24 protein-coding genes are annotated in these 24,212 nt (G+C 33.4%); 10 read left to right on the top strand and 14 right to left on the bottom strand.

Annotated elements, in window-relative coordinates:
* Positions 1-351: 351 nt before the first annotated feature.
* On the bottom strand, positions 352-1,422 hold the full coding sequence (locus OEW74_RS11700; protein ID WP_265428662.1) for a DUF4407 domain-containing protein: 1,071 nt from the start codon (positions 1,420-1,422) through the stop codon (positions 352-354).
* Between the two features lie 211 nt (positions 1,423-1,633).
* Between OEW74_RS11700 and OEW74_RS11695 the strand changes: the two genes are divergently transcribed.
* Positions 1,634-3,523 carry a zinc-dependent metalloprotease gene (locus OEW74_RS11695; RefSeq protein ID WP_265428661.1) on the top strand — a complete coding sequence of 630 codons (1,890 nt, stop codon included), beginning with the start codon at positions 1,634-1,636 and terminating at the stop codon, positions 3,521-3,523.
* 52 nt (positions 3,524-3,575) lie between these two features.
* On the top strand, positions 3,576-4,025 hold the full coding sequence (locus OEW74_RS11690) for a lipocalin family protein (protein ID WP_265428660.1): 450 nt from the start codon (positions 3,576-3,578) through the stop codon (positions 4,023-4,025).
* Here the strand turns inward: OEW74_RS11690 and ruvC are convergent, their stop codons facing one another.
* Positions 4,026-4,583 carry a crossover junction endodeoxyribonuclease RuvC gene (gene ruvC, locus OEW74_RS11685; RefSeq protein ID WP_074232133.1) on the bottom strand — a complete coding sequence of 186 codons (558 nt, stop codon included), beginning with the start codon at positions 4,581-4,583 and terminating at the stop codon, positions 4,026-4,028. It abuts the gene before it with no gap.
* Positions 4,584-4,624: 41 nt separating this feature from the next.
* On the bottom strand, positions 4,625-5,152 hold the full coding sequence (locus tag OEW74_RS11680; protein WP_265428659.1) for a 2'-5' RNA ligase family protein: 528 nt from the start codon (positions 5,150-5,152) through the stop codon (positions 4,625-4,627).
* A gap of 91 nt (positions 5,153-5,243) precedes the next feature.
* Between OEW74_RS11680 and OEW74_RS11675 the strand changes: the two genes are divergently transcribed.
* The 4 genes from OEW74_RS11675 to OEW74_RS11660 are packed head-to-tail and all read left to right on the top strand — an operon-like array spanning position 5,244 to position 7,604.
* Positions 5,244-5,567: a PadR family transcriptional regulator gene (locus OEW74_RS11675; protein ID WP_074232131.1), complete on the top strand. Its 324-nt coding sequence runs from the start codon at positions 5,244-5,246 to the stop codon at positions 5,565-5,567.
* Positions 5,564-6,283, top strand: coding sequence for a hypothetical protein (locus tag OEW74_RS11670; protein WP_265428658.1), 720 nt, complete (start codon positions 5,564-5,566; stop codon positions 6,281-6,283). Before OEW74_RS11675 ends, OEW74_RS11670 begins: the two co-directional genes overlap by 4 nt.
* 5 nt (positions 6,284-6,288) lie before the next feature.
* A complete protein-coding gene (locus OEW74_RS11665) occupies positions 6,289-6,903 on the top strand; it encodes a hypothetical protein (RefSeq protein ID WP_265428657.1) in 615 nt (204 codons plus the stop codon).
* A complete protein-coding gene (locus OEW74_RS11660; RefSeq protein ID WP_265428656.1) occupies positions 6,900-7,604 on the top strand; it encodes a hypothetical protein in 705 nt (234 codons plus the stop codon). Before OEW74_RS11665 ends, OEW74_RS11660 begins: the two co-directional genes overlap by 4 nt.
* Here the strand turns inward: OEW74_RS11660 and OEW74_RS11655 are convergent.
* From OEW74_RS11655 to OEW74_RS11635, 5 genes are all read right to left on the bottom strand, one after another.
* On the bottom strand, positions 7,597-8,688 hold the full coding sequence (locus OEW74_RS11655) for a serine hydrolase domain-containing protein (protein WP_265428655.1): 1,092 nt from the start codon (positions 8,686-8,688) through the stop codon (positions 7,597-7,599). The two genes, OEW74_RS11660 and OEW74_RS11655, sit on opposite strands and share 8 nt — an antisense overlap.
* Positions 8,689-8,734: 46 nt before the next feature.
* Positions 8,735-9,445: a diphthine--ammonia ligase gene (locus OEW74_RS11650; protein WP_265428654.1), complete on the bottom strand. Its 711-nt coding sequence runs from the start codon at positions 9,443-9,445 to the stop codon at positions 8,735-8,737.
* 1 nt (position 9,446) lies between these two features.
* Positions 9,447-10,313: a hypothetical protein gene (locus OEW74_RS11645; RefSeq protein WP_265428653.1), complete on the bottom strand. Its 867-nt coding sequence runs from the start codon at positions 10,311-10,313 to the stop codon at positions 9,447-9,449.
* Positions 10,314-10,399: 86 nt separating this feature from the next.
* The gene (locus tag OEW74_RS11640; RefSeq protein ID WP_265428652.1) at positions 10,400-10,558 is read right to left on the bottom strand and encodes a hypothetical protein; all 159 of its coding nucleotides are present in this window, start codon (positions 10,556-10,558) and stop codon (positions 10,400-10,402) included.
* A gap of 158 nt (positions 10,559-10,716) precedes the next feature.
* Positions 10,717-14,064 (bottom strand): methylmalonyl-CoA mutase family protein, encoded by a 3,348-nt coding sequence (locus tag OEW74_RS11635; RefSeq protein ID WP_265428651.1) that lies wholly within the window; start codon positions 14,062-14,064, stop codon positions 10,717-10,719.
* A 277-nt stretch (positions 14,065-14,341) separates the two neighbouring features.
* Here OEW74_RS11635 and OEW74_RS11630 point away from each other — a divergent pair, with 277 nt between their 5' ends.
* The 4 genes from OEW74_RS11630 (at position 14,342) to rpsB (ending at position 16,690) form a co-directional block, all read left to right on the top strand.
* On the top strand, positions 14,342-14,674 hold the full coding sequence (locus tag OEW74_RS11630) for a hypothetical protein (RefSeq protein WP_265428650.1): 333 nt from the start codon (positions 14,342-14,344) through the stop codon (positions 14,672-14,674).
* Between the two features lie 217 nt (positions 14,675-14,891).
* Positions 14,892-15,347, top strand: a complete 456-nt coding sequence (gene rplM, locus OEW74_RS11625; RefSeq protein WP_066674809.1) for a 50S ribosomal protein L13 — start codon at positions 14,892-14,894, stop codon at positions 15,345-15,347.
* Between the two features lie 6 nt (positions 15,348-15,353).
* Complete coding sequence (rpsI, locus tag OEW74_RS11620; RefSeq protein WP_034678948.1) at positions 15,354-15,740, top strand: 30S ribosomal protein S9; 387 nt, start codon at positions 15,354-15,356, stop codon at positions 15,738-15,740.
* Between the two features lie 185 nt (positions 15,741-15,925).
* Complete coding sequence (rpsB, locus tag OEW74_RS11615; RefSeq protein WP_074232121.1) at positions 15,926-16,690, top strand: 30S ribosomal protein S2; 765 nt, start codon at positions 15,926-15,928, stop codon at positions 16,688-16,690.
* Positions 16,691-16,763: 73 nt separating this feature from the next.
* On the opposite strand, the gene OEW74_RS11610 is transcribed toward rpsB, so the two are convergent.
* The 6 genes from OEW74_RS11610 to OEW74_RS11585 all read right to left on the bottom strand — a co-directional run bounded on the left by OEW74_RS11610 (position 16,764) and on the right by OEW74_RS11585 (position 24,167).
* Positions 16,764-17,486 (bottom strand): DUF6759 domain-containing protein, encoded by a 723-nt coding sequence (locus OEW74_RS11610; protein ID WP_265428649.1) that lies wholly within the window; start codon positions 17,484-17,486, stop codon positions 16,764-16,766.
* An 85-nt stretch (positions 17,487-17,571) separates the two neighbouring features.
* Positions 17,572-18,027, bottom strand: coding sequence for a DUF6759 domain-containing protein (locus tag OEW74_RS11605; protein WP_265428648.1), 456 nt, complete (start codon positions 18,025-18,027; stop codon positions 17,572-17,574).
* Positions 18,028-18,131: 104 nt separating this feature from the next.
* Positions 18,132-18,809, bottom strand: coding sequence for a tRNA (guanosine(46)-N7)-methyltransferase TrmB (gene trmB, locus OEW74_RS11600; RefSeq protein WP_265428647.1), 678 nt, complete (start codon positions 18,807-18,809; stop codon positions 18,132-18,134).
* Positions 18,810-18,886: 77 nt separating this feature from the next.
* Entirely contained in the window at positions 18,887-19,666 is a 780-nt protein-coding gene (locus OEW74_RS11595; RefSeq protein ID WP_265428646.1) for a DUF6759 domain-containing protein, read from the bottom strand.
* Positions 19,667-19,819: 153 nt separating this feature from the next.
* Entirely contained in the window at positions 19,820-20,608 is a 789-nt protein-coding gene (locus tag OEW74_RS11590; RefSeq protein ID WP_265428645.1) for a hypothetical protein, read from the bottom strand.
* Between the two features lie 139 nt (positions 20,609-20,747).
* Positions 20,748-24,167 (bottom strand): T9SS type B sorting domain-containing protein, encoded by a 3,420-nt coding sequence (locus OEW74_RS11585; protein ID WP_265428644.1) that lies wholly within the window; start codon positions 24,165-24,167, stop codon positions 20,748-20,750.
* Between the last annotated feature and the right edge of the window lie 45 nt (positions 24,168-24,212).

Raw genomic sequence — 24,212 nt, 5'->3', positions numbered from 1 at the left:
TTTTTTTCGTATTTACCCGAGAGCCTTTTTTCGGGCTCATCGAGTAAAAACAGTCTAATTTTTCATCACTGAGTTTTTACCTCTATTGAAAACTAAATTTTCATCATTTGTGTTTTATAAAATCTGAGCTAAAAATCATCAGGTTTTTCTCTCAACTTTTATAATGTAAATTTATTAACATAATAAACTCAATCATAAAAAATCCTTTAGATATATGTCAATATGTTTGTAGATATTTATCTATATAATGAAATGGGTAATGAATATTTAATTTAATGTTATTTAAATCAAAAAAACTCGCATTTATTTGCGAGTTTTTTTGATTTTATAAAAATTAGTGTTGTTAAATTGTCAATTTTTCAATTGATCTTTAAAATCATCGATCCGAAAATCAGTTAATGCATTTCCTTTTTCAATTTTTTCTTTAGAATAGAGACGGAAATCATTTTCCGTTTTCTCTAAAAGATAATCATAAGGACCAACTGAAGAAATCAATTTAATTAAAACCGGTGAAATTTCCAAGGTGATAAACAAACCCATAATGAATGCTGCTGCAGTGGCGATAATTGCTGAGTTTTTTCCTAATTCGTCTAAGGCTTGTAATCTTGCCGCAAACCCGTTGAATTTATCTTCAAATGTTTCTGTAGATTTTCTTTCTGTTTCAAGGTTGGTGTAGACTTTAGAAATTTCTTTGTCTAGATATTCTAATCTTGTGGCTACTTGCTTTTGATAATTTTCTAAGTCTTGTCTGCGTTGTTCTTTTAGTTCTTGTTTTCTTTTTGCATTTGAACCAAAACCTACTTTTCCACTTGTTAGATTGGTCTGTTTTCCTAAAATTTCTTTTTCAAGTTCAACAGATGCAGAATCGTAAGATTTTTGATACTGCGCAATCTTTTCGGAGATTTGTTTTTTTTCAGTTTCGAAAGGTCCGCTCTGTTGAAGAATTCTGCCGTTCATTTGTTTTTGAAGATCTGTTTTATTACGTTGAATAATGGTATTCAACTGTTTGTTGACTTCCTTCTCAAAGATTTTCAATTCTAAAGGTTTGGAAATGATAATTCCTAAAAATGTTGCCAAAATCAATCTCGGGATAGACATCAGAATCTGATTCCACCAAGATCCTGTTTTTTTGATGGATGAAACGATGTATCGATCCAGATTAAAAATCATTAAGCCCCAAAGAATTCCAAAGCCAATTGATGCCCAAAGATTATCGAAAATGGTGAACATTGCATAGGTTGCAGATAATGTTGCGAAAACTGCTGTGAAAAGAACAATTCCGCCTATTCCTGCAAATTTATTCCATTCACTTGGTGTTTTTCTCAAGATGTGGATGTTCCCTCCTGAACAAACCAAGAGAAACTTTTGGAACCAGTTTATCTTGTGATTCGTTTGATATATAGTTGCTTGTGCGTTTTTCATTGTAGAAAATTTATACAAAATTAGTATTAAAAAGCATACCATTGTTACAAATAGTAATATGTTTTACCAAGTAATTTTAAAGTGCTGATTGTGATGATGATTTTAAAATATGTTAAATCCTAAGCAGTTTTTAAATTTTTGATCTTTACTATGTTGAATTTGATAATAAAATGATAGTTTTGCAATCGAATATTAAATAAAAATAAATAAAATGAAAAAATTCAGTACCCTTTTAGTACTTATGTTTTTTATTAATGTATTTTCGCAGGATTTTCATAAAGAATGCGGTTTTGATAAAGTAATGAAAAAGTTGGATGACAGACATCCAGGCCTAAAAAAATACAGAGAAGAGGGAGAGCAAAAAATTCTTGGAATGAATCAACAGGCTTTTCTAAGTAAAGTTGGCGCTACAACTTCAAAGAATGCTCTTTATACAGGACAGATTTATGAAATCCCGGTAGTTGTTCATGTAATTGAATCTCAGGATCCCGCAAATGCTAACTTGGCGGTTACAGATCAGGAAATTATTAATTGGATAGCAAGAGCAAACAGTATGTATGCAACTACGTATGGTGGAAACTTTTATCCTGAAGGAACCGGTGCTACAGGTGGAAATGTAATTCCTTTTAAACTTGTTCTGGCAAAAAGATCACCAAGTTGTATGCCTACAACTGGTATTATAAGATATAACGGAAGCACACTTCCTGATTACGATCAAAATGGAGTAACTGATACGGGAGCTACAGATTCTCAAATTAAAAATGAATTAGCTCCACACTGGCCGGAAAACTCATACTTTAACATTTATGTGGTTATTGGTTTTGATGGCCAACAGCAGTTGTCTTATGGTCTTATGGGTTATGCTGCATTCCCTAGTTCTTATGATTACGATTATGAAAGCTTTATGAAAGTGGCAACGATAAAGAATCAAAATGATACAACACTTACCCACGAATTGGGTCATGCTTTTGGGCTTTATCATACTTTTCAGGGAATTTCGGCTAATAGCCAGACATCTTGTCCTGTAAACAATAACTGTGCTACAGATGGTGACAGAGTTTGCGATACATCTCCATCAAGAAGTATGTATGGAGTTTCTGTTCCAAATAATAATGCAACCGATCCGTGTACCAATCAAAACTATGACGGAACTCAGTATAATATTATGAATTATACCAACTCAAACCGAAAGTTTACAGCTGGACAACGTGATAGAGCGATTTTGATGATGATGGAATATCGAAAAAACCTTCTGAATTCCCTAGGTGCAAAAGATCCTGCAACAGTTATACCATCACCAGTTTCTGTAATTAATGCGCAATGTAATCCTTCCGGTATTGCAAATCCTACCAATAACAATTTTGCAACAGGACCTTACAGAGTGGTTTTTGGAGATATCAACAGTATTACCAACGGATATGATTCTGATGAGGCGAATCCTATTTATTATGCAGATTATGCCAATGCTACATGTATCAGACCTGCTTATGCTACAGAAATACCTTCTAGTACTGCAACTCCGCTAAAAATTACTTTTATGAATGGTTTTGGACAAACAGAAAAATTCAGAGTAAAAGCGTGGGTTGATTATAATAATAACGGTGCATTCGAAGATGCAGAATTAGTTGCTAATTATCTTTCTAATAATATAACATCAGGACAGAGTAGTACTTATACCGTAAATGTAACTCCTGCGACAAATGCGGTACAAAATACCTATTTAAGAGTAAGAATTGGAGTAGATGCAGCTACCAGAAACTCTGTAACCCTACCGGAATTTACAGCATGTTCTGCATTACAATATGGTCAGATAGAAGATTATGCTGTTAAAATATTAGGAGCATTATCTACTTCAGAAACAGTGAATAAATCAGATACAAAAATTGTTTATATCAAAGGAGAAAACAAACTTCAGCTTTTGGGTAACAAAAATTTGAAATTCGGGAATTATCAAATTTATGATATGGGTGGTAAATTGATACAGAAAGGAAATTCTGATACTAATGAAGTTCGCATCAATCAGCCGTTAATTAAAGGTTCATATATCATTAATTATTCTGATGGAGACCAACAAGCTTCTAAGAAGTTCTTAAATAACTAAACTCAATAAAAGCCCTTTTTCAAGGGCTTTTATTATTTCATTCTAAAATAATATGAAAAAACTATTCAGCGTTTTATTCTTCTGCCTGTTAATTATCAGTTGCCAATCACAGAAAATTGTTGACCAACAAAATCATGAAACCAACGCAAAATATTTCTCAGGAACATGGATGTTTGTGCAAAAGAATTTTCAAGAAGGTGGAGAAACAAAAGTTTTTAATCTTCATGAATGTATGAAACAGTATGAGCTTATATTTAAAAATAAAGATCAAAAAACATTTATGACAAAAACATTTGCTACAGGCAAAGATTGTAATATAAAAAGTAAATCAGATGATTTTTTGGTCATGATAACTGGTGATATGATTTCTTACAGAGAAGAAGACCTTAAAAAAGTAGATCAATTGAAAATTTATTCTGTGAATAAATTTTCAATTATATACAGTGATATTATTAATGGAAACGTGACCGAAATTGAAGACTTCTATCAAAGAAAAAAATAATTATTTCAACCGATCAGGATTTTGTTTTAAAAAACTATCCCATCCTGAATAAGATTTTGTATCAGTAATCGTTCCCGAATTAAAATGATGGCAGACTGCAACAGCCAAACCGTCGGAAGCATCCAAATATTTTGTAGGAAATTCTTTAAGATTTAAAAGATTCTGAAGCATTCCTGCCACCTGTTCTTTACTGGCATTACCATTTCCGGTGATTGCCATTTTTATTTTTTTTGGAGAATATTCTGTAATCGGAATATTTCTGTGAAGACTTGCTGCCATTGCAACACCTTGAGCTCTTCCCAGTTTCAACATCGACTGTACGTTTTTACCAAAGAAAGGAGCTTCGAGTGCGACTTCGTCCGGATGAAATTCGTCAATTAATGCTAATGTTTTATCGAAAATATATTTAAGCTTAGTTTCATGATTCGGATATTTTTTTAAAATCAATTCATGAATGGAAATCATTTCCATTTTTCCTTTTTTTACCGATATCAAACCAAATCCCATCACGGCTGTTCCGGGGTCAATTCCTAAAATTATTTTCTCTGCTGAAACCATCTTTGCAAAGATACAGCTTTCTTTATTTTAGATTTCAATTATTATTCCTGGGATAATTTCTTTTCATTAATAGAAACCCATTTTTCATCATGTCTTAATAGTGAGATTTTTTCAACTAAAAAGTTCGTTTTATAGATTTTGTCTTGATAAGTCTCCCAAGCTTTTAGAAAGTTTTCATAAGTAAGATCTCTGTAACCAACAGTTACGTGCGGGCTGAATGAATATTTTCCAAAACTAAACTTTTCTGTTACATTGTAATAAAGCTGTTTTAAATTTTCATTTTCTTCAGGCTTTATAAACAAAACAGGATTCTTAGGATTAGGAAAATTTCCAAAACCGTTTAAAATAATCTCAAAAGGAGCGATGTTAGTATCGATTTTTTGAAAAGCAGTATGAATGTCTTCTTCCAGTTCTATTTCTCTTTCAAAAGGTGGAAACAATGTAATGTGGGCATCGTTTTTCAAAGCTTTAGAATTTCCGAAATTTAAAGCTAAATCTTCTTTAAAAATTCTCACCTCATCAATGATTTTCTGATCAGGATAAATAGCAATGAAGTAAATTTTTTTCATACTGTAAATGTAAGATTTCTCTCGAATTTTAAAATTAATTTATATGCATAAGAAAATTATGCATAAATTTGTTAGGTATTAAATCTTCAGGATGAAAAAAAACAGCCTTTACAAAGGAACGCTTCAGAATATCATTTTAAAATTGCTTTCAAAAGAAGTGAAAATGTATGGCTATCAAATTACGCAGCGTGCAAAAGAATTGACAGAAGGCGAACTGGAAATGACGGAAGGCGCATTGTATCCGCTTTTACATAAATTGGAAGCAGATGGAATTATTAGATCTGAAGTACAGGAGATCAACGGAAGAAGCCGGAAATATTATTTGCTTACCGACAAGGGAAAAAAGCAACAGGCGACTCAGGAAGATGAGATGAGGTCTTATTTGTTTAATCTAAAAACCATTTTTGATATATGATTTCAGCAGAAGAGAAATTGCAGGTTGAGAACTATCTTATTTCTAAAAAATTGCCTTTAGATATTTTACTGGAAGTGAAAGATCATATGATTTTGCAGATTGAAGATAAGATGAAAGATGATAAAATTGGTTTTGAAGAAGCTTTTTTAAAGGTTGAATTATCTTGGAGAGATAATTTTTCATTAACAAAATATTGGATGTTTTACGGAAATGAAAAGATACCTCTCATTGTTAAGAAGATCATTAAAGAAAAATATTGTCAGATTTTTAAAAAAGCATTTGTGTTTGCATTAGTGTCTTTTTTCATTAGTATATTGCTTGTTTTTTATGCAGATAATGTTGAGCAATATAAAACCTTTTTCCATTTACAGAATGCTCTTTTTGTAGTGGCTCCATCGATAATTTTAGTTTTGAATTATAAACTTCTGAAATATATAAGAGCTGACTTTAAATTCAAGGGAAAGATCTTTTATACAATGTATCAAAAAAACGTTGGTCTACTTGCTATTTCTACGATCTCAATGGTACAGGTTGCGATGAAAGAAGGAAAATATGCATACTGGTTTTTCAGAACAGATGATCACACACATATTTTTTATACTCTTCTAACATTTATTGTACCTCTTTTTGTGCAATGTTTTGTTATTTCCGGAATTATGAATTTTTTCGAACATAAAAAGACACTAAAAAGTATAACTGCAATTGCTAATGATTAAGTGTTATGGAAAAAAATCAACTTATAGAAATAGAAAAATATCTGAAAAGTAAAAATCTAAGTTCATCCGTATTTGCTGAGGTTTATGATCATTTTGTAATGCAGATTTCAGATTTAATGAATGGTAATAAAATCAGTTTTACAGAAGCATTTTTGCAGACAAAAATAAATTGGCAGAGCGAACTGGAAATGGTGAAAGCAGACCTGTTTTCCTTCAAAAGAATTGCAAAAATTGAGAAAAATATTTTACAGTATAGATTCAGAAAGATGATGATATTATCTTTTGTATTTTCTTTGATTGTGGGAGCTGTATTTTATTTTAATGAAGATATTTATTTGGTTGTTCAGGGTACTTTAATCACCATCCATTTATTATTTCTCATGTATCATTTTATATTCAGAAAAATGAGCTTTTTCGAATACAGAAAAATGTCTTTTCATCCATTATTGTTGAGGAATATATTGTTGATGCTAATTATTCTTACTGTAAATACGATGTTTTTTACAACCAAAAATTTGTGGGATTTTTCTTTCCATCATATGGCGGTAACTTTTTCAGTGACGCTTCAGATTCAGTTGCTTTATTTCAGAAATAAAAAAATAAATGTTTTACTGACATGACGAAAGAACAAAAAACCGAAGTAAGAGATTATCTCTTAGCGAAGAAACTTCCCATTGACTTAATGATAGAAGTTGAAGATCATTTTTTAAGCCAGATTAATGAACTTCAGATTGAAAAAAAAATGCCTTTTGATGATGCTTTTAATGTAGCGATTATTGCATGGCATGATGATCTGAAGCTCTTTTGGGACGGAAACTGGAGTTTGGAAAATTCTTCGATACTTATTAAAAAATCAACAAGACAAAAGCTGTTTTCAGTTTTGAGAAAATCAGCTTTAATTGGTGTGATGGGCTATGCTATAATGATTTTATGCTATCTTTTTATTCCTTTCGAAATTTTCAGAATAGGCTTTACCGTTTTGGTTGCTCTTGTAGTTATTCTTCCGTTTATTGTTTACCTGAAAGAGAAAAAATATTTTGATCTGCCCAAAAAATATAAAGAAATCCGCCTTTCTGCTTATCAAAATTTGGTAAGTTCTTTCTTTATTCTTCCAATGTCTGCATCCTGGATTTTTCGATTTATTTTAGAATCAAATGATGGTTTTTTGAATATAAATCTGGCTGAAGGAATTTTTGTTAATTTTTTACTGTTATTCTTTTTCTCTTTTGAAGCTGCGATTATCGTGAGCCAACTGAAATATCTTGAAATAATAAAGAAGATTATTCCTTATCTGGAAGAAAATTTTAAGGTGTCTAATTAATATTTTCCAAAATATCTGCAACTTCTTTGATCTTGATATGAGGTCTGAAAGACGCAGACTTGCCTTTTTCTTCATCGGCAATATTAGAAAGAATAATGACCGAAGTTTTGGTTTTAGGATAATAGATATTGAGCGAAGGCGCACCTTTTACATAACCGCTGTGAAAATAAGAAACAGGTTTATTGTTATTCATCATAATTCCTAAACCGTAACCCATCGTTCCTAAAATTGGATGATGTCTTTCAGTGCTTTTTGCCATGAACTTTTTCAAAGATTCGGTTTTAATGATTTTTCCTGAATATAAAGCATTATTCCAAGTGTGTAAATCATCGATTGTCGACAAAACTCCACCTGCAGGAATTCCAATTTCTTTATTCCCTAGTCTTTTCGGCATATTTTCAACTTTTTTCTGAGTTTTTGAATTTCCTACATAAGTTTGTGCAAATTTTTCTCCTTGGAAAGCTGTTCCGGTTGATGAGTTTTTCATTCCTGCTTTTTTCAATAACTCCAGCATATTATCGTCAAAAGATTTCCCGGAAACAGTTTCCACGATTTTGCCTAAAGCATTGAAACCATCATTAGAATAATTAAATCCCGAACCACTTTTAAACAATAGTTTTTCTCCGAAATTATTTAAACCAGAATTGTGATTCAAAAGCTGCTGAATGGTAATGTTTTCGTATTCTTTTTTCTGGAAATCTTTAATGTATTTTGAAGCTTTATCGTTGAGGTCGAGTTTTCCTTGTTCCATTTGAAGGAGAATAAGAACTGCTGTAAATTGTTTGCTGATCGATGCAATAGAAAAAATAGTAGAATCGTTGATCTCTGTTTTGTTTTCAAAATTGGCAAAGCCATTATTTCGACGGTATAATTCAATAGTATCTTTAAAAACAGCAACACTGCCATTGAAATTGTATTGATTAAAAACAGAATCTATTTGGGTTTTATATAATTTTTTTTGAAATGTTGCGACTGCGGAGTCTGCAATTTCTTTTTTATTAACAGGCTGTCGTACCGATTCTGTTTTCTGACATGAAAAGAATAAAAGAAAAACTAGGGAAGGGAATAAGGTTTTTTTCAGCATTAAGTTCGTTTTTACTAAAAATAAGAAAAATCTTGTAAAAGTGAAGTCATTTCTCGATTAAATCACAAAACCAGAAAGCGTATTCTCCCTCTTCTTCGTTTTCATCTGATTTTGGTTTAGGGTATGTCTTCTTTACAATTTCACCAATTTCAAAGTCTATTGGGTTTTTAAAAATAGGTCCGTCAAAAGCGAAAGTATGAAACTCTCCGTTTTCTCCACAAGGGTCTACATTTTTGGGTAAATTTTTAATGAAGTCCTGGTCAATGATTCTTCCTGCAAAACTCTTATCAAGATAGGTTTCGTTAACGCAAGTGACAATGGTTTTAAAACCTAAACTTAAAAACTCGTTGATGAGCTCGGTTGTGTTTTGTTTCCATAATGGGAAAATGGCTTTCATTCCGATAGTTTGTAATTGGTCTTCTCTGTACTTCCTTAAATCTTCCAGAAAAATATCTCCGAAAATAGAATGAGTAACACCTTGAGATTTTATTTCATTCATGGTTTTAGACATGATTTCGCTGTATTCTTCCATCGAAGGTTCTTTGGGAATTTCCATTTTTATTAACGGAAAGCCTAAACTTTCAGCCTGTTTTTCCAATAACGAAATATGAACGCCATGCATAGAAATTCTTTGAAATTCTTTATTGACGCTTGTCAGTAGTGTCGTAACTTCAAATTGGTCTTCTTTTAGAGTTTTATATAAAGCGAGCGCAGAATCTTTTCCGCTACTCCAATTAAATAGGGCTTTTGGTTTCATGTTATTTTGAATAGAACAAATATAAACCGTCTTTTGAAACATCTTTGTATAAAGCTTGTGCAGTTTTTCCAGAAAAATGAAATGATTTATAATTTTCTATGCCTAATTTATATAATTCTTCTTCCTCAATCTCATTGCCATCTAAAAATAATGTAGGTTCGAGTTTTCTGGAAGAAATGCCTCCTGTTACAAATACCATTTCATTAATTTCAGAACTTTCAAAAGAAAACTCTTTATTCTTTAATTCTTCCTTCGTAAGAATATAATCTTTATCATTATAACCACCAAAATCAAAGTGTAAAACATTGTTGTTTTTGCGAATATGGAAATCAGGCACAGTCATTCTATATGTTCCATTTTGATCGGTTTTAACTTTGAAAATTTTTTCTATTGTAATGAAAGTAACTTCAACATTTGGTAAGGGTTTACCCGTGTCAGAGTTAATAAGCCTTCCCGAAATAATAAAATCGTTATCAGATATTTTTTCTTTATCTAAATCTTTTTCTCCAGAATCTTTATTTTCTGAGATTTGAATTGAAGGCTTTTCAAAATTTGCAGCATGAGTTTGAATTCCTGTTAAGCTTGCAGCAATTGCCAATCCTGCAACAAGACGAGAATATCCCTTTCTTTGTTCGTAATCAATGACAATTTTTTCGGAACTCACAATATGTCTATTTGATTGATGCCTGAAAATTTTACCACAAATCTTTCCATTCGATGCATCTAAAAGCTGAGAAATTTCATCATCTGTCTTTTGAGTCAAATCCAATACCTTTTTTGAGCATAAATCACAAAATTTTCCTTCGGGAATATCATGCATATTATCCCAATTTTCTTCACAAGGGGTTTCTATTTGTATTATATTCATCATTAAAGTTTTATTTAAATCTAAATTACAAAAAAACTCAAAAAAAAAAATTGAAAATTTTCTGTAGTGACAAAGCTTAAATTAAGCTATTTGCTTGATGGTTTTCCATAATTATTTAGATGACTAGCCTCTGTTTTTTCACGTTCCGCAGCTTGTCTTTTTTGAAGTTCTTCAGAATTTCTATCGACATCGCTTTTTTGAGGAGGCTCCATCGGATAAGATTTACACGAGACGACAGATACCATTAAATAAATTGTTGAAATTGTTCTGATAAAACTTTTCATTGTTAATATTTTTCTTGAAAGTAAAAGTACAAAAAACCTCAAAGAAAATTCCTTGAGGTTTACTTTATAATTATTAAAACAGTTAGTAGTCAATAATTGTCTGCCCGACACGGGTCGGACTACATATTTCTTCTGTACTTACCGCCCACTTCAAACAAAGCGTTGGTAATCTGCCCTAGAGAACAATATTTTACGGCATCCATCATTACGGCAAATAAGTTTTGCTGGTTGATGGCTGCATGTTGCAAAGTTTTTAAAGCTTCTTCAGATTTATCTTCATTAGAATTCTGGAAATTATGAAGCATTTCGATTTGGAATTGTTTTTCTTCCTCAGTCGAACGGATAACTTCTCCCGGACGAACCGTTGGCGAACCGTCTTTTCCAAGGAACGTATTTACGCCGATAATTGGATATTCTCCAGTGTGCTTCAACCATTCGTAATGCATTGATTCTTCCTGAATTTTTGAACGTTGGTACATGGTTTCCATTGCACCTAAAACGCCACCTCTTTCCGTGATTCTGTCGAATTCTGCATAAACAGCTTCTTCCACCAAATCAGTCAATTCTTCAATAATAAATGAACCTTGAAGCGGATTTTCGTTTTTCGCTAAACCTAATTCTTTATTAATAATTAATTGGATCGCCATCGCTCTTCTTACAGACTGTTCAGTCGGAGTTGTAATTGCCTCGTCGTAAGCATTCGTGTGAAGTGAATTACAGTTGTCATAAATTGCGTAAAGCGCCTGTAAAGTTGTTCTGATGTCGTTGAAATCAATTTCCTGAGCGTGAAGCGAACGTCCTGAAGTTTGGATGTGATATTTCAACATCTGGCTTCTTTCGTCGGCTCCATATTTCAATTTCATCGCTTTTGCCCAGATCCTTCTTGCTACACGTCCGATCACTGAATATTCAGGGTCGATTCCGTTGGAGAAGAAGAAAGATAAATTCGGTGCAAAATCATTGATGTTCATTCCTCTTGACAAATAATATTCAACATACGTGAAACCATTTGCTAACGTAAACGCCAGCTGAGAAACCGGATTTGCACCTGCTTCTGCAATGTGATATCCTGAAATAGAAACAGAGTAGAAGTTTCTCACTTTTTCTGTAATAAAATATTCCTGAACGTCACCCATCAATCTCAACGCAAATTCAGTTGAGAAAATACAAGTATTTTGAGCCTGGTCTTCTTTTAAAATATCTGCCTGAACAGTTCCACGAACGGTCGCAATCGTTTTAGCCTTAATTTCAGCATAAGCTTCCGCAGGAATTACTTCGTCTCCGGTAAGTCCTAATAATTTTAGACCTAAACCATTGTTTGATGGAGGCAATTCTCCGTTATATTTTGGTCTTTCTAAACCTTTATCGTCAAATTTTGTTTTTAAAGCTTTTTCAACATTTGCTTCAAGTTTATGTTCAGCAATATATTTTTCAACATTTTGGTCGATGGCAGCATTCATAAAGAAAGCCAACAACATTGGCGCAGGCCCGTTGATCGTCATTGAAACTGAAGTCATTGCATTCACCAAATCAAATCCGGAATACAATTTTTTTGCATCATCTAATGTTGCGATTGAAACTCCCGCATTTCCGATTTTACCATAAATATCTGGTGGTAAAGCAGGGTCTTGTCCGTATAAAGTTACAGAGTCAAACGCTGTAGATAAACGTTTTGCGTCCATTTCCGCAGAAACGTAGTGGAATCTTCTATTGGTTCTTTCAGGACCACCTTCTCCGGCAAACATTCTTGTTGGATCTTCACCAGTTCTTTTGAAAGGATAAATTCCGGCTGTGTAAGGGAATCCTCCCGGAAGATTTTCCTGACCTTTCCATTTAATCAAATCACCCCAATCATTGTATTTTGGTAAAGCAATTTTTGGAATTCTTAAATGTGATAAAGATTCTGTTGAGGTTTCCACTTTAATTTCTTTTCCTCTTACAAAGTATGAATAAAACTCAGCGTGGAAGGCTTTTTTCGTATCATCCCAAGTTTTTAGAAAGTCGATATTTTCCTGTTGAAGTTCTTTTTCGGCTTTTTGATATTCGGCATCTAAAGTTTCATTGGAAAGGAAATTTCTTACCCCTTCAATATGATACATTTTTCTTGCTAATTCAGCCTGTTTTTCAATATTAGCATCGTATTGTCTGTTGTTTTCAACAATTTCAGAAAGGTAACGCACTCTTTTTGGTGGAATGATCGTTACTTCGTCGGTAATTTCCTGTTCAACAAATCCTTGCAGATTTAAACCTGAAAACTTATCGTTTACTTTTGAAATTAATCTGTTATATAATTCTGTCGTTCCGTGATCGTTGAACTGAGATGCTTTTGTAGCATAAACCGGCATATCATCCAACGGACTTTCCCATAACAAATGGTTTCTCTGGAACTGTTTTCTAACGGCTTGAAGTGCATCAAGAGCTCCTCTTTTGTCAGATTTGTTTAAAGCAACTAAATCTGCGTAATCCAACATATCAATTTTTTCCAACTGAGTGGAAGCTCCATATTCAGGAGTCATTACATACATTGAAACATCTGCAAAATCTGAAACTTCCGAACCAGATTGTCCGATACCCGAAGTTTCCAAAATAATTACATCTGGATGAGCTAATTTTAAAACATTCAAAGCTGAATGGATAAATGGAGAAACAGAAACGTTGTTTTCTCTCGTTGCCATTGAACGCATATAAACTCGCGGATCGTTGATCGCATTCATACGAATTCTGTCGCCCAAAAGCGCACCTCCTGTTTTCTTTTTCGAAGGGTCAATTGAAATGATCGCAATTTTTTTATCTGGATTTGAACGGATGAAACGTCTTACCAATTCGTCTGTCAAAGAAGATTTTCCCGCTCCACCTGTACCTGTAATACCGATGATTGGAATATTTAAGTCTTTTGATCTTTCGTCAATCGCTTTTACTAAATCCGGTTTTTCTTCTGAAAAGTTTTCAACAGCAGAAATAATTTTAGCAATGCTTGTAGAATTTTCAAAACTAATTGAATCTAAATCTTCTGCAGTTACTTCTTTTCCTGTTGCGAAGTCTGATCTTTTTACCAAATCATCGATCATTCCCTGAAGACCAAGTTCACGACCGTCGTCTGGAGAATAAATTCTGTCGATTCCGTAAGACATAATGTCTTCGATTTCTTCAGGCAGAATTACACCGCCACCGCCACCAAAAATCTTGATTTGTGGTGAGTTTTTCTCTCTTAAAAGGTCATAAATATATTTAAAATATTCGTTGTGACCACCTTGATAAGATGTTAGAGCAATTGCGTTGGCATCTTCCTGAATCGCTGTATTTACAACTTCTTCTGCAGATTTGTCGTGACCAAGGTGAATGACTTCGCATCCCGTTCCCTGAATCACACGGCGCATAATATTGATGGCTGCATCGTGCCCGTCGAATAACGATGCTGCGGTTACAATTCTTACTTTATTTGTTGGAGTATATTTTTGGGTTTCCATAAAAAATCTAGAAATTTCTGAATTCCAAATATAACAATAAATTAAAAACCGATAATCTATGATTAAGGTATTGATTTTTAAGTAGTTGGCGTGTTTGTTGTGAAGTGCTTTTTTTCAACTTAACAAACATTCGTTCTGTTGTTTAGATATTTATAGATTAAATATTGGGTTCAAATGTTTTATTAAAATATGTGTTTTAAAATAAATATAAGCGTAATCGATATGTTTAAAATGATTGCAAAATTTAATTCTTTATTTTTGCACTATATATTATGGTATGAAAAGAGCGCTGATTTATTTTATAGTAGGAACCGGAATTATTTTTATGTTCAACTATTTGTTTATGGAAACCAAAGATCTTGGTTTAGAGCTTTATTATGCTATTGCTTTCGGTCTTGCGTGGGGTTTAGCTTATTTTTTAGATGATGTGAAGTTTTCTCTTTTCCAAAAAATGGGATTGTCTTTCGGTGCGATGGCGCTTCTGGTTGCAGTTGGAGCTCTTATTTTTAATTTAGAATTGGCAATTCCTTCTATTATTAAGTTTTCGACAGTTTTTGTGGCTTATTATTTATTTGCAAGTTTCAGAGGAAGTAAATCACTACGTAATTAATTTGAACAAAAATATTTATTGATTTCTCGATTTATTTAAGATTAAATCTTTCTTTCAATTTATAAGCAATGTTTTTTTGATCGTTTCCGAAAATTGCTAACTTATTAAATGTCATTGTTTTTACTTTAATTTAAAATATATTTTCAGATTAGAAAAATATTTGTACCTTTGCACACCCTTTTAGGGGTAAATTATGTTTAATCTTTAACTAAAACGTGTGAATACATTAAGTTACAAAACTGTTTCAGCGAACAAAGCTACTGCTAATAAAGAATGGGTTGTGGTAGACGCTGAAGGACAGCCGTTAGGAAGACTAGCTTCTACGGTTGCAAAGATTTTGAGAGGTAAGCACAAAGCAAACTTTACACCTCACGTAGATTGTGGTGATAATGTTATTGTTTTGAATGCTGGGAAAGTTACTCTTTCAGGAAACAAGTGGAACGATAAGACTTACATCTGGCATACAGGTTATCCTGGTGGACAGAAGTCTATGACAGCTCTTGAACTTCAGAAAAAAGATTCTTTAAAAGTATTGGAAAAATCTGTAAAAGGTATGCTTCCAAAAAACAGATTAGGATCTGCATTGCTTAAAAACCTTTATTTATATGAAGGAACAGAGCACAAGCATGAAGCTCAACAGCCTAAAACAATTAATGTTAACGAATTTAAATAATTAATTATGTCTATAGTTCACAAAATCGGAAGAAGAAAAACTTCTGTAGCGAGAGTTTATGTAAAGCCAGGAACTGGTAACATTACAGTAAACGGTAAAGATGCTGCAACTTATTTCTCTACAGACGTGATGGTTTACAAATTAAACCAGCCGTTTATCCTTTCTGAAACTGTTGGTCAGTACGACGTTACCGTAAATGTTTTCGGTGGTGGTAATACAGGTCAGGCAGAAGCTATCAGATTAGGTATTTCTAGAGCACTTTGCGAGATCAACGCTGAGTTCAGATTAGCATTGAAGCCTGCAGGTTTACTTACAAGAGATGCAAGAATGGTAGAAAGAAAGAAACCAGGTCAGAAAAAAGCAAGAAAGAGATTCCAGTTCTCAAAACGTTAATTTTTTTCAGACATCAGATTGGAGATGTCAGATCTCAGACTTTTTCTTGTCTGGTATCTTATATCTGAAATCTATTAATCTAAATTTAAAATTGCCCGTTACGTTTAGCATCCAAACGCTTCTCCCATCTAAAGAAGTTGTTGATTGTTTAAGAAACGGAAAGTAAACTAACAAAAACAGAAAACATGGCAAAAGCAAATGTAAAAGACCTTCTAGAGGCTGGTGTACACTTCGGTCACATGACTAGAAAGTGGAATCCAAATATGGCTCCATACATTTTTATGGAGAAAAATGGTATTCACATTGTAGACTTACATAAAACAGCTGTTAAATTGGATGAAGCGTGCAGCGCTTTAGAAAAATTAACTTCTGCAGGTAAAAAAGTTCTTTTCGTAGCTACTAAAAAGCAAGCGAAAGAAGTAGTTGCTAAGCACGCTGCTGAACTTAATATGCCTTATATTACAGAAAGATGGCCGGGAGGTATGTTAACGAATTTCGTTACAATCAGAAAAGCTGTAAAGAAAATGAACTCTATCGACAAAATGAAAAAAGACGGTACGTTCGAAACTTTATCTAAAAAAGAAAGATTACAAGTAGACAGACAAAGAGCTAACTTAGAGAAAAACTTAGGTTCTATCTCTGACATGGTGCGTCTTCCTTCTGCGATCTTCGTTGTAGATATCATGAGAGAACACATCGCTGTAACTGAAGCTAAGAAATTAGGTATTCCAGTTTTCGGTATTGTTGATACTAACTCTGACCCTAGAAAAGTTGACTTCGTTATCCCAGGAAACGATGATGCTTCTAAGTCTATCGATATGATCTTGAGCGTTGTTTCAGAATCTATCAAAGACGGTCAGTCTCAGAGAAAAGCTGATAAAGAAAAATCTAAAGAAGAAGGAGAAGTAGTTTCTGCTGATAAAGATGCAGATTTCGATTCTGCTGAATAATCTGAAGACTATCTTTAAAAATAATAAAACCGCTGAATTTACTCAGCGGTTTTTGTTTGTTATAACTTAACTGTTATTTTTTCTTCTTTCTTTTAGAGGTAATATTTTGTTTAGGTTTTTCCCTTTCAGGATCTTTATTGAGACTATTTTCTGCGATCAAATCTTTTTCGGGTACAGGTTTAAATCCTGGATTTTGCAAAACAATAACCAGACTTTTGTTAATCTCTTTTGAGCTTTGATATTTTACATCGCAAACATTTCCAGAGAAAGTATAGGTATCTTTATTCAAAACGATAAAATTTTCACCTTTCGCCGGAACGGCAAGATTGTAAAATTTCTTTCCCGATATTTCTAAAATCAAATTACAGTCTGAATTATTTTTAAGCAGAAGAATGGCTTCATTGTGAGTAATATCTTCATTAAACATATTATTCAGAAGCTTTTTGGTCTTCTCTCTATGTTCTTCCGAAGTTTCAGACATTAGTTTTTTAAAAACCTGTAAATTGGCTTCAGAATTTCTTTTATTGGTTAATTGATTGGGTAATTCAACGAAAACAGGTCTAGCTTCCATTGGTTTTGCATTTTTTGCGCCTTTCGTCCATTCAGCATTTTTTAATGCAATGATACGCTGTTTTAGAATTCTTGTTTTAGGATCTTCGGGATGTGCTTTCCCAAGATATTCTTCAATCTCACTAATATTTGTACTTTTAAGAACGTCAACTTTGTCAACCGTATTACTTGCACAAGATGAAAGAATGAGACCGAAGAAGAAAAATGTAAGTGTTTTTTTCTTCATCAAATTGTGTTTTTTTTATTTTTTCCGAATACTATCCGGAAGTTTTGCCGATTACAAATTTAATCAAATTAAGACTAAAAACTATTTAGTTTGATAATTTTATACTGAAAGAATTGGTAACGTATTTTGTTTTCTCATAAACCGAATTGCAAAGCATCCCCGATAAATTGTAATTCTGATTTTTTGGAACCATTACAGACCCGATTTTATTAGATGCAATCGGAATTTTTTTGAAATAATTTTTACCACTAATTGTTAAAACCATATTGCAGTTCGACTTATTTTCCACGGAAATAGAAACATTTGGGCTGTTTGAAGAATCATTCAGCAGGCTGTTTAAAACGTCTGCAGTTTCTGGTTTGTAGGTCTTTAATAAAGCCTGATATTCTCTTTCGGTTTGTGCGGCAGAACTATTTTTGGTTCCGGTATTTGAAGCTGTTGGAAAAGGTCTTCGTATAGGTTGTCTTGTGTTCTGATTGGTAGTACCGCAACTATTAAGAAATAGGATGATAAAAAGAGAAAAGAGAAGAAGCTTTTTCATATTAATATTTTCTGAAAGTAAATTTAAACTTTTTATTAAACTCAGAAAAGCTTGCTTTATTGCCCAAAAAAAGCTGCAAAATAATTTACAGCTTCAAAATGGATTTAATTAATCTTAAATTTTATATAAGTAATTGTTTTTCCTTTTGCCGAAAACAATTCTTCATAATATGTACGGATATCTCTTAAATGAGGCGTATTCGGATCGTATTCCAAAGCTCCGTAAATATCGTGATGCGCAGAGATGATTTCGTAACCCGCACCTTGTAAATAACCTAAAGTATAGCCATGTAAAAACTCCGAATCGGTTTTTAAATGTACAATTCCACCAGGTTTTAAGAATTTCTTATATCTTTCAAGAAAATCAGGGTGGGTTAATCTATGTTTTGTACGTTTATATTTAATCTGCGGATCCGGGAAGGTAATCCAGATTTCGTCAACTTCGTTTTCAGCAAAATAATATTCTATCAATTCGATTTGAGATCTTAGAAAACCTACATTATTCATTCCGTTTTCTGCAGCTTCTTTGGCGCCAAACCAGAATCTTGCTCCTTTTATATCAATACCGATAAAGTTTTTATCTGTGAAAGTTTTTGCAAGACCTACAGTATATTCACCTTTTCCACAACCCAATTCTAAAACAATCGGTTGGTCGTTTTTAAAGAAATCTTTTCTCCAGTTTCCTTTTAGTTCAAAACCTTTAAGGGCTTCTTCTCTTGTAGGTTGTACAACGTTTGGTAATGTTTTGTTTTCTGCGAATCTTCTTAATTTATTTTTGCCCATGAATTATATGAAATGCCGCAAAATTACGAAAATTATGCAGCATTTAAATTTTTAATCTGAACGAAAAGTAGGAGAGCCTATTTTGATGAACTTCCTAAAGCCACCATTAATGGTTTTTGAACGGTTTTTTGCGATGCATACTGCGCTCCGCAAACAATACTTGTAAATAAATAATCTCCTTTTTCTACAACAATAGAGTTGTCGCCATGAGCCGGAATAGGAAGTCTGTATTTTGTATTTCCGATACCTTCAATTCTTACGATAATATTACAATCAGATTTGTTCTCAATCATCACGATACATTCTTTTGAATTGGGATCGTTGTCAAAAAGAGAGTTAAGGATTTTCACGGTTTTATTTTTATGCTCAATAGGATTTTCTCCCATCAACATATTAAATTCAGAAGCTTCTGTATCTGCAATTACTTTGGTGTTTTTCGTGGCAGAAGTAGAGGTTACATAAACGTTTTGCGCTGAACTTGGCGTATAAGCAACTGCTGACTGACCGACCTGTAATTGTTTTTGATATTTTAAGATTTGCTTCTGCTTAATCATAGCATTCATCTCCTCAAAAGAAACTTTTGTAGATGGTCCTCTCTTCAGTCTCGCAAGATTTTCCTGCATTTCTCTTACTTTTCTGTCACCGGGTGGCGCATTTTTGATGTACTCCTTCATAAAATCCATTACTCTTGGCTTTAGAATAGATCTTCGAGGGTCATCCGGATGTGCATCTCTCAGAAAGGCATTGATTTCATAGATATTCTTGCTTTTAAGAATATTGCTGTAATCTTTGCCTTGCTTCTGTGCCGAGAATGTAAGAAACAATAAAGTGGTGAAAAGTAAAACTAACTTTTTCATTGAAATAGTATGTTTGGTGATAATGCTTAAATTAATTCTTATAAAAATTATTTAAACTCTTGATAATAGTTGCTTTTACTAAAATTAGGCAATTTTTTAAAACTAAAGTGTTAAGATTTGTTTTTAATAAATTTTGCCTTAAAATGATCCTAATTATTTTACAACATCCTGAAGATGCGAATTTTTTAATCTTCTCTGATAAATAGGAAGGTATTTTTCGATAGGTAATTTTATGGCTTCGTAATTTCCGCTTTGTATATACACTTCGATATTCTCGGAAGTATAAACAAACTGTAAGAAGTTGTCGATAAGGTTTTCAGGAATTTTAAGCCTTGTGAAATAATCATGTCCTAAATAATTTTTGATGTTAGTCACAGAGCTGTTCATTCTTTCATAAGCTACCAAACGTTGCTTTTTCTTACGATCACCAGAAAGAATATCAAATATACTTTCTAAACTAAACGTAAGACCTCCATCTCTGAAACCAGCAACAGGAAGTACAGGAGAAGTACCGTCGCCTTTTGGCTCGGGAAGACCAATTACTTTTTTCAAAGCAAGTGCTTTATCTTCTTTTCGGATAGAGTTTACATCATATCTTAAGTTTCCGGTAGGTCTGAATCTGCTGATAACAACCTCCTGAATATCGTAATACGCTACTTTTAATTCGACTAGATTTTTAGAGCTGAACATTTGCGGCGTCAGTTTTACATCTTTTCTTTCTGTAATAATTGATGTAAAACGTATAACATCTCCGGGTTCTGCTTTTATATTAAATTCTCCACTATAGCTTGTAAGAACAGTTTTGAGTGTTGTAAGATTGGTTACATAAACCTGATTAAGATACAACACCGAATTGTCTCGTAAAAAGACTTCACCGGAATAATTCTGCGCATTAATCTTACTTATAAAAACCAACAATATAATTAATAAGAGTTTCTTCATATGTTGTGCAAAATTACATAAGAATTACGTCAGTTTTTGTGTGAGATTTATCAATATGTGGTTAAAATTATATTAAACTTTATATCAAACATGTTAATGTATGTTATAGAAAGTATTTTTTTTGTTTAAAACATTAAAATTATTTGTCCCACAGACTATTGTTTCTGTGTTTTACCAGTAGCCAGCTCGAATATTTTACACTGGTTACGTTCCCAAGTTCTGTCCAACTTATAAAATACCAATATGTTGCGGTAGAAACCGGTCTTCCTTTCATATTTCCGTCCCAGGTAAATTTGTTGGAAGGTGTTCCACGGAAAACTTCGGCACCATATCTGTCAAAAATTCTGAATTCAAGATTTTCTTTGCTCATCAATGCAGAATAGTCTATGTGGTCATTTCTACCGTCACCATTTGGGGTAATCGTGTTAATCAGATTAATGATTACAAAATCTTTTTTTACAATATCGCAATTCAAAGAATCTCTCACATAAATCGTGTAGGTTCCTCTTACAACATTGGTAAATACATTAGAAGTCTGCCAAATAAAACCGTCAAGAGAATATTCATAAGCCGGTGTACCTCCACTTACGCCGATTGTCACAGTAGATCCGTTGATGTCAATGGATGTAATCACCGGTAAAGTAGATTCTGAAACATTTACAAATTGTCTGTAAACACATCCGTTAAACCCAAGCTCAACCCAATAATTACCAGCCGGAACATTAGAAATTACAGGCGTTGTAGCTCCTGTGCTCCAAAGATAAGAATCAAACCCCGGACCTGCGTCTAAGTTTGTATTCGTTTTAGGGCAAATTACTTTATCTGATAAAATATCAGATTTTTTAGGAACTTTAAGATTGATTCTTATGGTAGCTACATCCGGACAGAAACCACTTTTTTCAAACCTGATGTAATAAGTATGAGATCCGGTAAGTGTAACTGCACCACTAATTGGTGAAACGTCATTCTGTGCATCTGCAAGAGTTGCATGATAAGTAACGGTAACAAGTGGATCTACTGTAAACTGATTTAAGAAAAATGATAGATTTATAGGTTTTATTCCATCTAAATCATCATCGCAAAAATCGGTGTTGAAAGCATTTTTAATTAAAGTAAGTTTTGTACCCACAGTAAAATTAACTGGCTGAATAACAGGAGCACATCCATCAGGAGATTCTACACGAATGAAAATAGTCGTATTGGTGTTGTAGCTCCAGTTATTAGGAAGCGTATTGGCATTTCCTAAATTGGCATCTGCTAATTGAGCATAGTATCTTACATTAGTAAAATAAGCCGGGTTATTTAATATTAATTGGGTGATATCTGAAAGTACAACATTCACAGTTCCATCCATATTTTCGTCACACTGATTTCCCATATTGGCAGGAGTAACGATTGCTAAAGGAAACAGATTTAATGTAATCTGTGCAATATTTTTACATCCTGTAGGATTTTTTACAACGGCGTATACGATAGTTCCATTCGGTGCAGGATATGTAGTGGGAACAGTTATTAATGCAGCTAAATTTTCGTTTTGTGCATCAAGTAGGGTTGGATAATACGTAATCGTTACCGGAGTGTTTGTCGTAACAACAGCTGTTGTAAGATTAAAAGTCCCGTTGCCGTTGACATTACAGGCGTTTAATGTAGCATTATTTACGGTTACAGGATGAATATTAATAGTTACTGTAACAGTTTCGCAATCTGTAAAGTTGGGATCATTTCCACAGAAAGTATACACAAATGTATCGGTTCCTCCAGCTGAAGGATTTGTCGCTGTATAAGTAATAACTCCCGTTGCAGCATTAATAGTGGCTGTTCCCAAAGTTGGTGCGGTGGTAATGGCAACAGTTGCAGCTACCGGAGTCTGTGTAGAGCTTGTAAATGTAGGAGTAATAACTTTTGTATCACAAATATTGTACGTTACAGCAGTTTGTTTCATACAGTTTAAAACTTTGAAAGGTGCTGTTACAAGTGCGGCACAAGTTCCCATAGTTACTGCACAGGTATAATTTCCTGATCCGGTAGGGGTGTAGGAAGATGATGTAGCTCCCGGAATAAGATTTCCATTTACATACCATTGGTAAGAATCATAGATTACAGGATCTACAGTAAGTACAATTCCCGGAACGCAGTCGCCGCCAGATTTTAAAATAACGGGTTGTGTAGAGAATCCTGCAAAAAATCCGCCGTATCCTACAGCATCACTACCTGCGGTAATTCCAGCAGTGATTGCTTTTGTTGAAGTTACTGTAATCGTTCCTGTTGTATTGGGAATTCCATAAGTTACCCAGTTGGCTGTACCCGTCATATCAAACGGTCCAGTTCCTGCTGGAGGAGGATTTCCATTGACCAAAACAGCGGCTCCTCTTTCTGTAATCAGATTTAATTTGGTTGGAATGGTAAGAATTCCTGCTGGGTTATTATTGGTATGTACAAAGTTTTCATTAATGAGTCCAATCTCGTCAATCTGCTTTGGAAGATAGCAGTTAAGCGCCGGAATGAAATTAAAACCACCCGTTGCAACTTCGTTTCCTGTGGTAGCTGCTCCTGCAAGTATTTGATACACGTAAGCATTTTTGGTTGTTACCACATAAAGATTATAATGAGAGGTGCCTTGAAGCTGATATTTTGTATCAGGGATTACAAAGTATTGTCCGGTATTTAGATTGGCAATAGGTGTTAATTCATTATTTACATAAACTGCTGTGTTATCTTGAGTGGCAATTACCACAGCTCCTTCCATATTGCTGCCGATGTTTCCGTTACCTTTTACAAGGGCAAAAGTATTCCCAAGCTTGCTTACCGGTATCGATTGATCCATCAGAATATCAGAACTGTTAGAATTGTTTCCGGCATATTGTCCGTTGAAGTTTCCGTTGGTAATATTTACAGGTTTTGTGGCGACAATTTTAGCACCAATAAAACCATCAAAATTTCCGGTAATATTTCCAATTCCGTCAATAATATAAGATTGTCCTTTGTTTAATGTAAAAGTTAGAGTAGGGTTCGTTGTTCCTGATGTTCCGTTTGAGAACTGTACGGTATTTTTATATCCGGAGATGGTAACTGTTGTATTGTCTTCAGTAGCCAAAACACTGGTCATGAAATTGAGGATATCATTATTTACCGTAATAGGAGCAGAAGCTGCATGAAAAGTTGTGCCTGTAGAAGCAATTCCCTTTGAGGTAATAATTTCTGCATGGTTAAAAACTGAAAATCTTAGATTCGCATAAAAGGGAAAGTCAGCTTTTAAATATAAACCTTTTGAGGTTGGAGTAAATAAATCTGTCTGTAAGGTTGTAATAATATAGTCTCGAAGGACATCAAATTTTTGTGGATTATTTTTACTAATCGTAACTGTACCAATAACAACATTGTTATTGTAAATGGTAACAGCAAATGGAGTCGTACGGTTTGTGGAAAGATAAAGTTTTTGATAAGGGTTTGGGTTTCCTGTACGATCTACCATGGGAGCAAACCAATGTTCTCGATCCAGCTGAGCAAGTGAAGTAGAGAATATATAAAAAATAAGGAAAAAAGATAAAATTTTCTTCATTTTGAACTCGATTTTACCACAAATTTAATAATAAAATACGTTAAT

Origin of the sequence: Chryseobacterium sp. YIM B08800 (assembly GCF_026163565.1) — a bacterium.
Lineage (GTDB): Bacteria > Bacteroidota > Bacteroidia > Flavobacteriales > Weeksellaceae > Chryseobacterium.
This window is presented reverse-complemented; position numbering and strand designations above follow the sequence as displayed.

Excerpts from the sequence above, each read along its gene's own strand:
- OEW74_RS11700 (WP_265428662.1), bottom strand. The coding sequence starts at position 1,422 with ATGAAAAACGCACAAGCAACTATATATCAAACGAATCACAAGATAAAC.
- OEW74_RS11695 (WP_265428661.1), top strand. The coding sequence starts at position 1,634 with ATGAAAAAATTCAGTACCCTTTTAGTACTTATGTTTTTTATTAATGTA.
- OEW74_RS11690 (WP_265428660.1), top strand. The coding sequence starts at position 3,576 with ATGAAAAAACTATTCAGCGTTTTATTCTTCTGCCTGTTAATTATCAGT.
- ruvC (WP_074232133.1), bottom strand. The coding sequence starts at position 4,583 with ATGGTTTCAGCAGAGAAAATAATTTTAGGAATTGACCCCGGAACAGCC.
- OEW74_RS11680 (WP_265428659.1), bottom strand. The coding sequence starts at position 5,152 with ATGAAAAAAATTTACTTCATTGCTATTTATCCTGATCAGAAAATCATT.
- OEW74_RS11675 (WP_074232131.1), top strand. The coding sequence starts at position 5,244 with ATGAAAAAAAACAGCCTTTACAAAGGAACGCTTCAGAATATCATTTTA.
- OEW74_RS11670 (WP_265428658.1), top strand. The coding sequence starts at position 5,564 with ATGATTTCAGCAGAAGAGAAATTGCAGGTTGAGAACTATCTTATTTCT.
- OEW74_RS11665 (WP_265428657.1), top strand. The coding sequence starts at position 6,289 with ATGGAAAAAAATCAACTTATAGAAATAGAAAAATATCTGAAAAGTAAA.
- OEW74_RS11660 (WP_265428656.1), top strand. The coding sequence starts at position 6,900 with ATGACGAAAGAACAAAAAACCGAAGTAAGAGATTATCTCTTAGCGAAG.
- OEW74_RS11655 (WP_265428655.1), bottom strand. The coding sequence starts at position 8,688 with ATGCTGAAAAAAACCTTATTCCCTTCCCTAGTTTTTCTTTTATTCTTT.
- OEW74_RS11650 (WP_265428654.1), bottom strand. The coding sequence starts at position 9,445 with ATGAAACCAAAAGCCCTATTTAATTGGAGTAGCGGAAAAGATTCTGCG.
- OEW74_RS11645 (WP_265428653.1), bottom strand. The coding sequence starts at position 10,313 with ATGAATATAATACAAATAGAAACCCCTTGTGAAGAAAATTGGGATAAT.
- OEW74_RS11640 (WP_265428652.1), bottom strand. The coding sequence starts at position 10,558 with ATGGTATCTGTCGTCTCGTGTAAATCTTATCCGATGGAGCCTCCTCAA.
- OEW74_RS11635 (WP_265428651.1), bottom strand. The coding sequence starts at position 14,064 with ATGGAAACCCAAAAATATACTCCAACAAATAAAGTAAGAATTGTAACC.
- OEW74_RS11630 (WP_265428650.1), top strand. The coding sequence starts at position 14,342 with ATGAAAAGAGCGCTGATTTATTTTATAGTAGGAACCGGAATTATTTTT.
- rpsI (WP_034678948.1), top strand. The coding sequence starts at position 15,354 with ATGTCTATAGTTCACAAAATCGGAAGAAGAAAAACTTCTGTAGCGAGA.
- rpsB (WP_074232121.1), top strand. The coding sequence starts at position 15,926 with ATGGCAAAAGCAAATGTAAAAGACCTTCTAGAGGCTGGTGTACACTTC.
- OEW74_RS11610 (WP_265428649.1), bottom strand. The coding sequence starts at position 17,486 with ATGAAGAAAAAAACACTTACATTTTTCTTCTTCGGTCTCATTCTTTCA.
- OEW74_RS11605 (WP_265428648.1), bottom strand. The coding sequence starts at position 18,027 with ATGAAAAAGCTTCTTCTCTTTTCTCTTTTTATCATCCTATTTCTTAAT.
- trmB (WP_265428647.1), bottom strand. The coding sequence starts at position 18,809 with ATGGGCAAAAATAAATTAAGAAGATTCGCAGAAAACAAAACATTACCA.
- OEW74_RS11595 (WP_265428646.1), bottom strand. The coding sequence starts at position 19,666 with ATGAAAAAGTTAGTTTTACTTTTCACCACTTTATTGTTTCTTACATTC.
- OEW74_RS11590 (WP_265428645.1), bottom strand. The coding sequence starts at position 20,608 with ATGAAGAAACTCTTATTAATTATATTGTTGGTTTTTATAAGTAAGATT.
- OEW74_RS11585 (WP_265428644.1), bottom strand. The coding sequence starts at position 24,167 with ATGAAGAAAATTTTATCTTTTTTCCTTATTTTTTATATATTCTCTACT.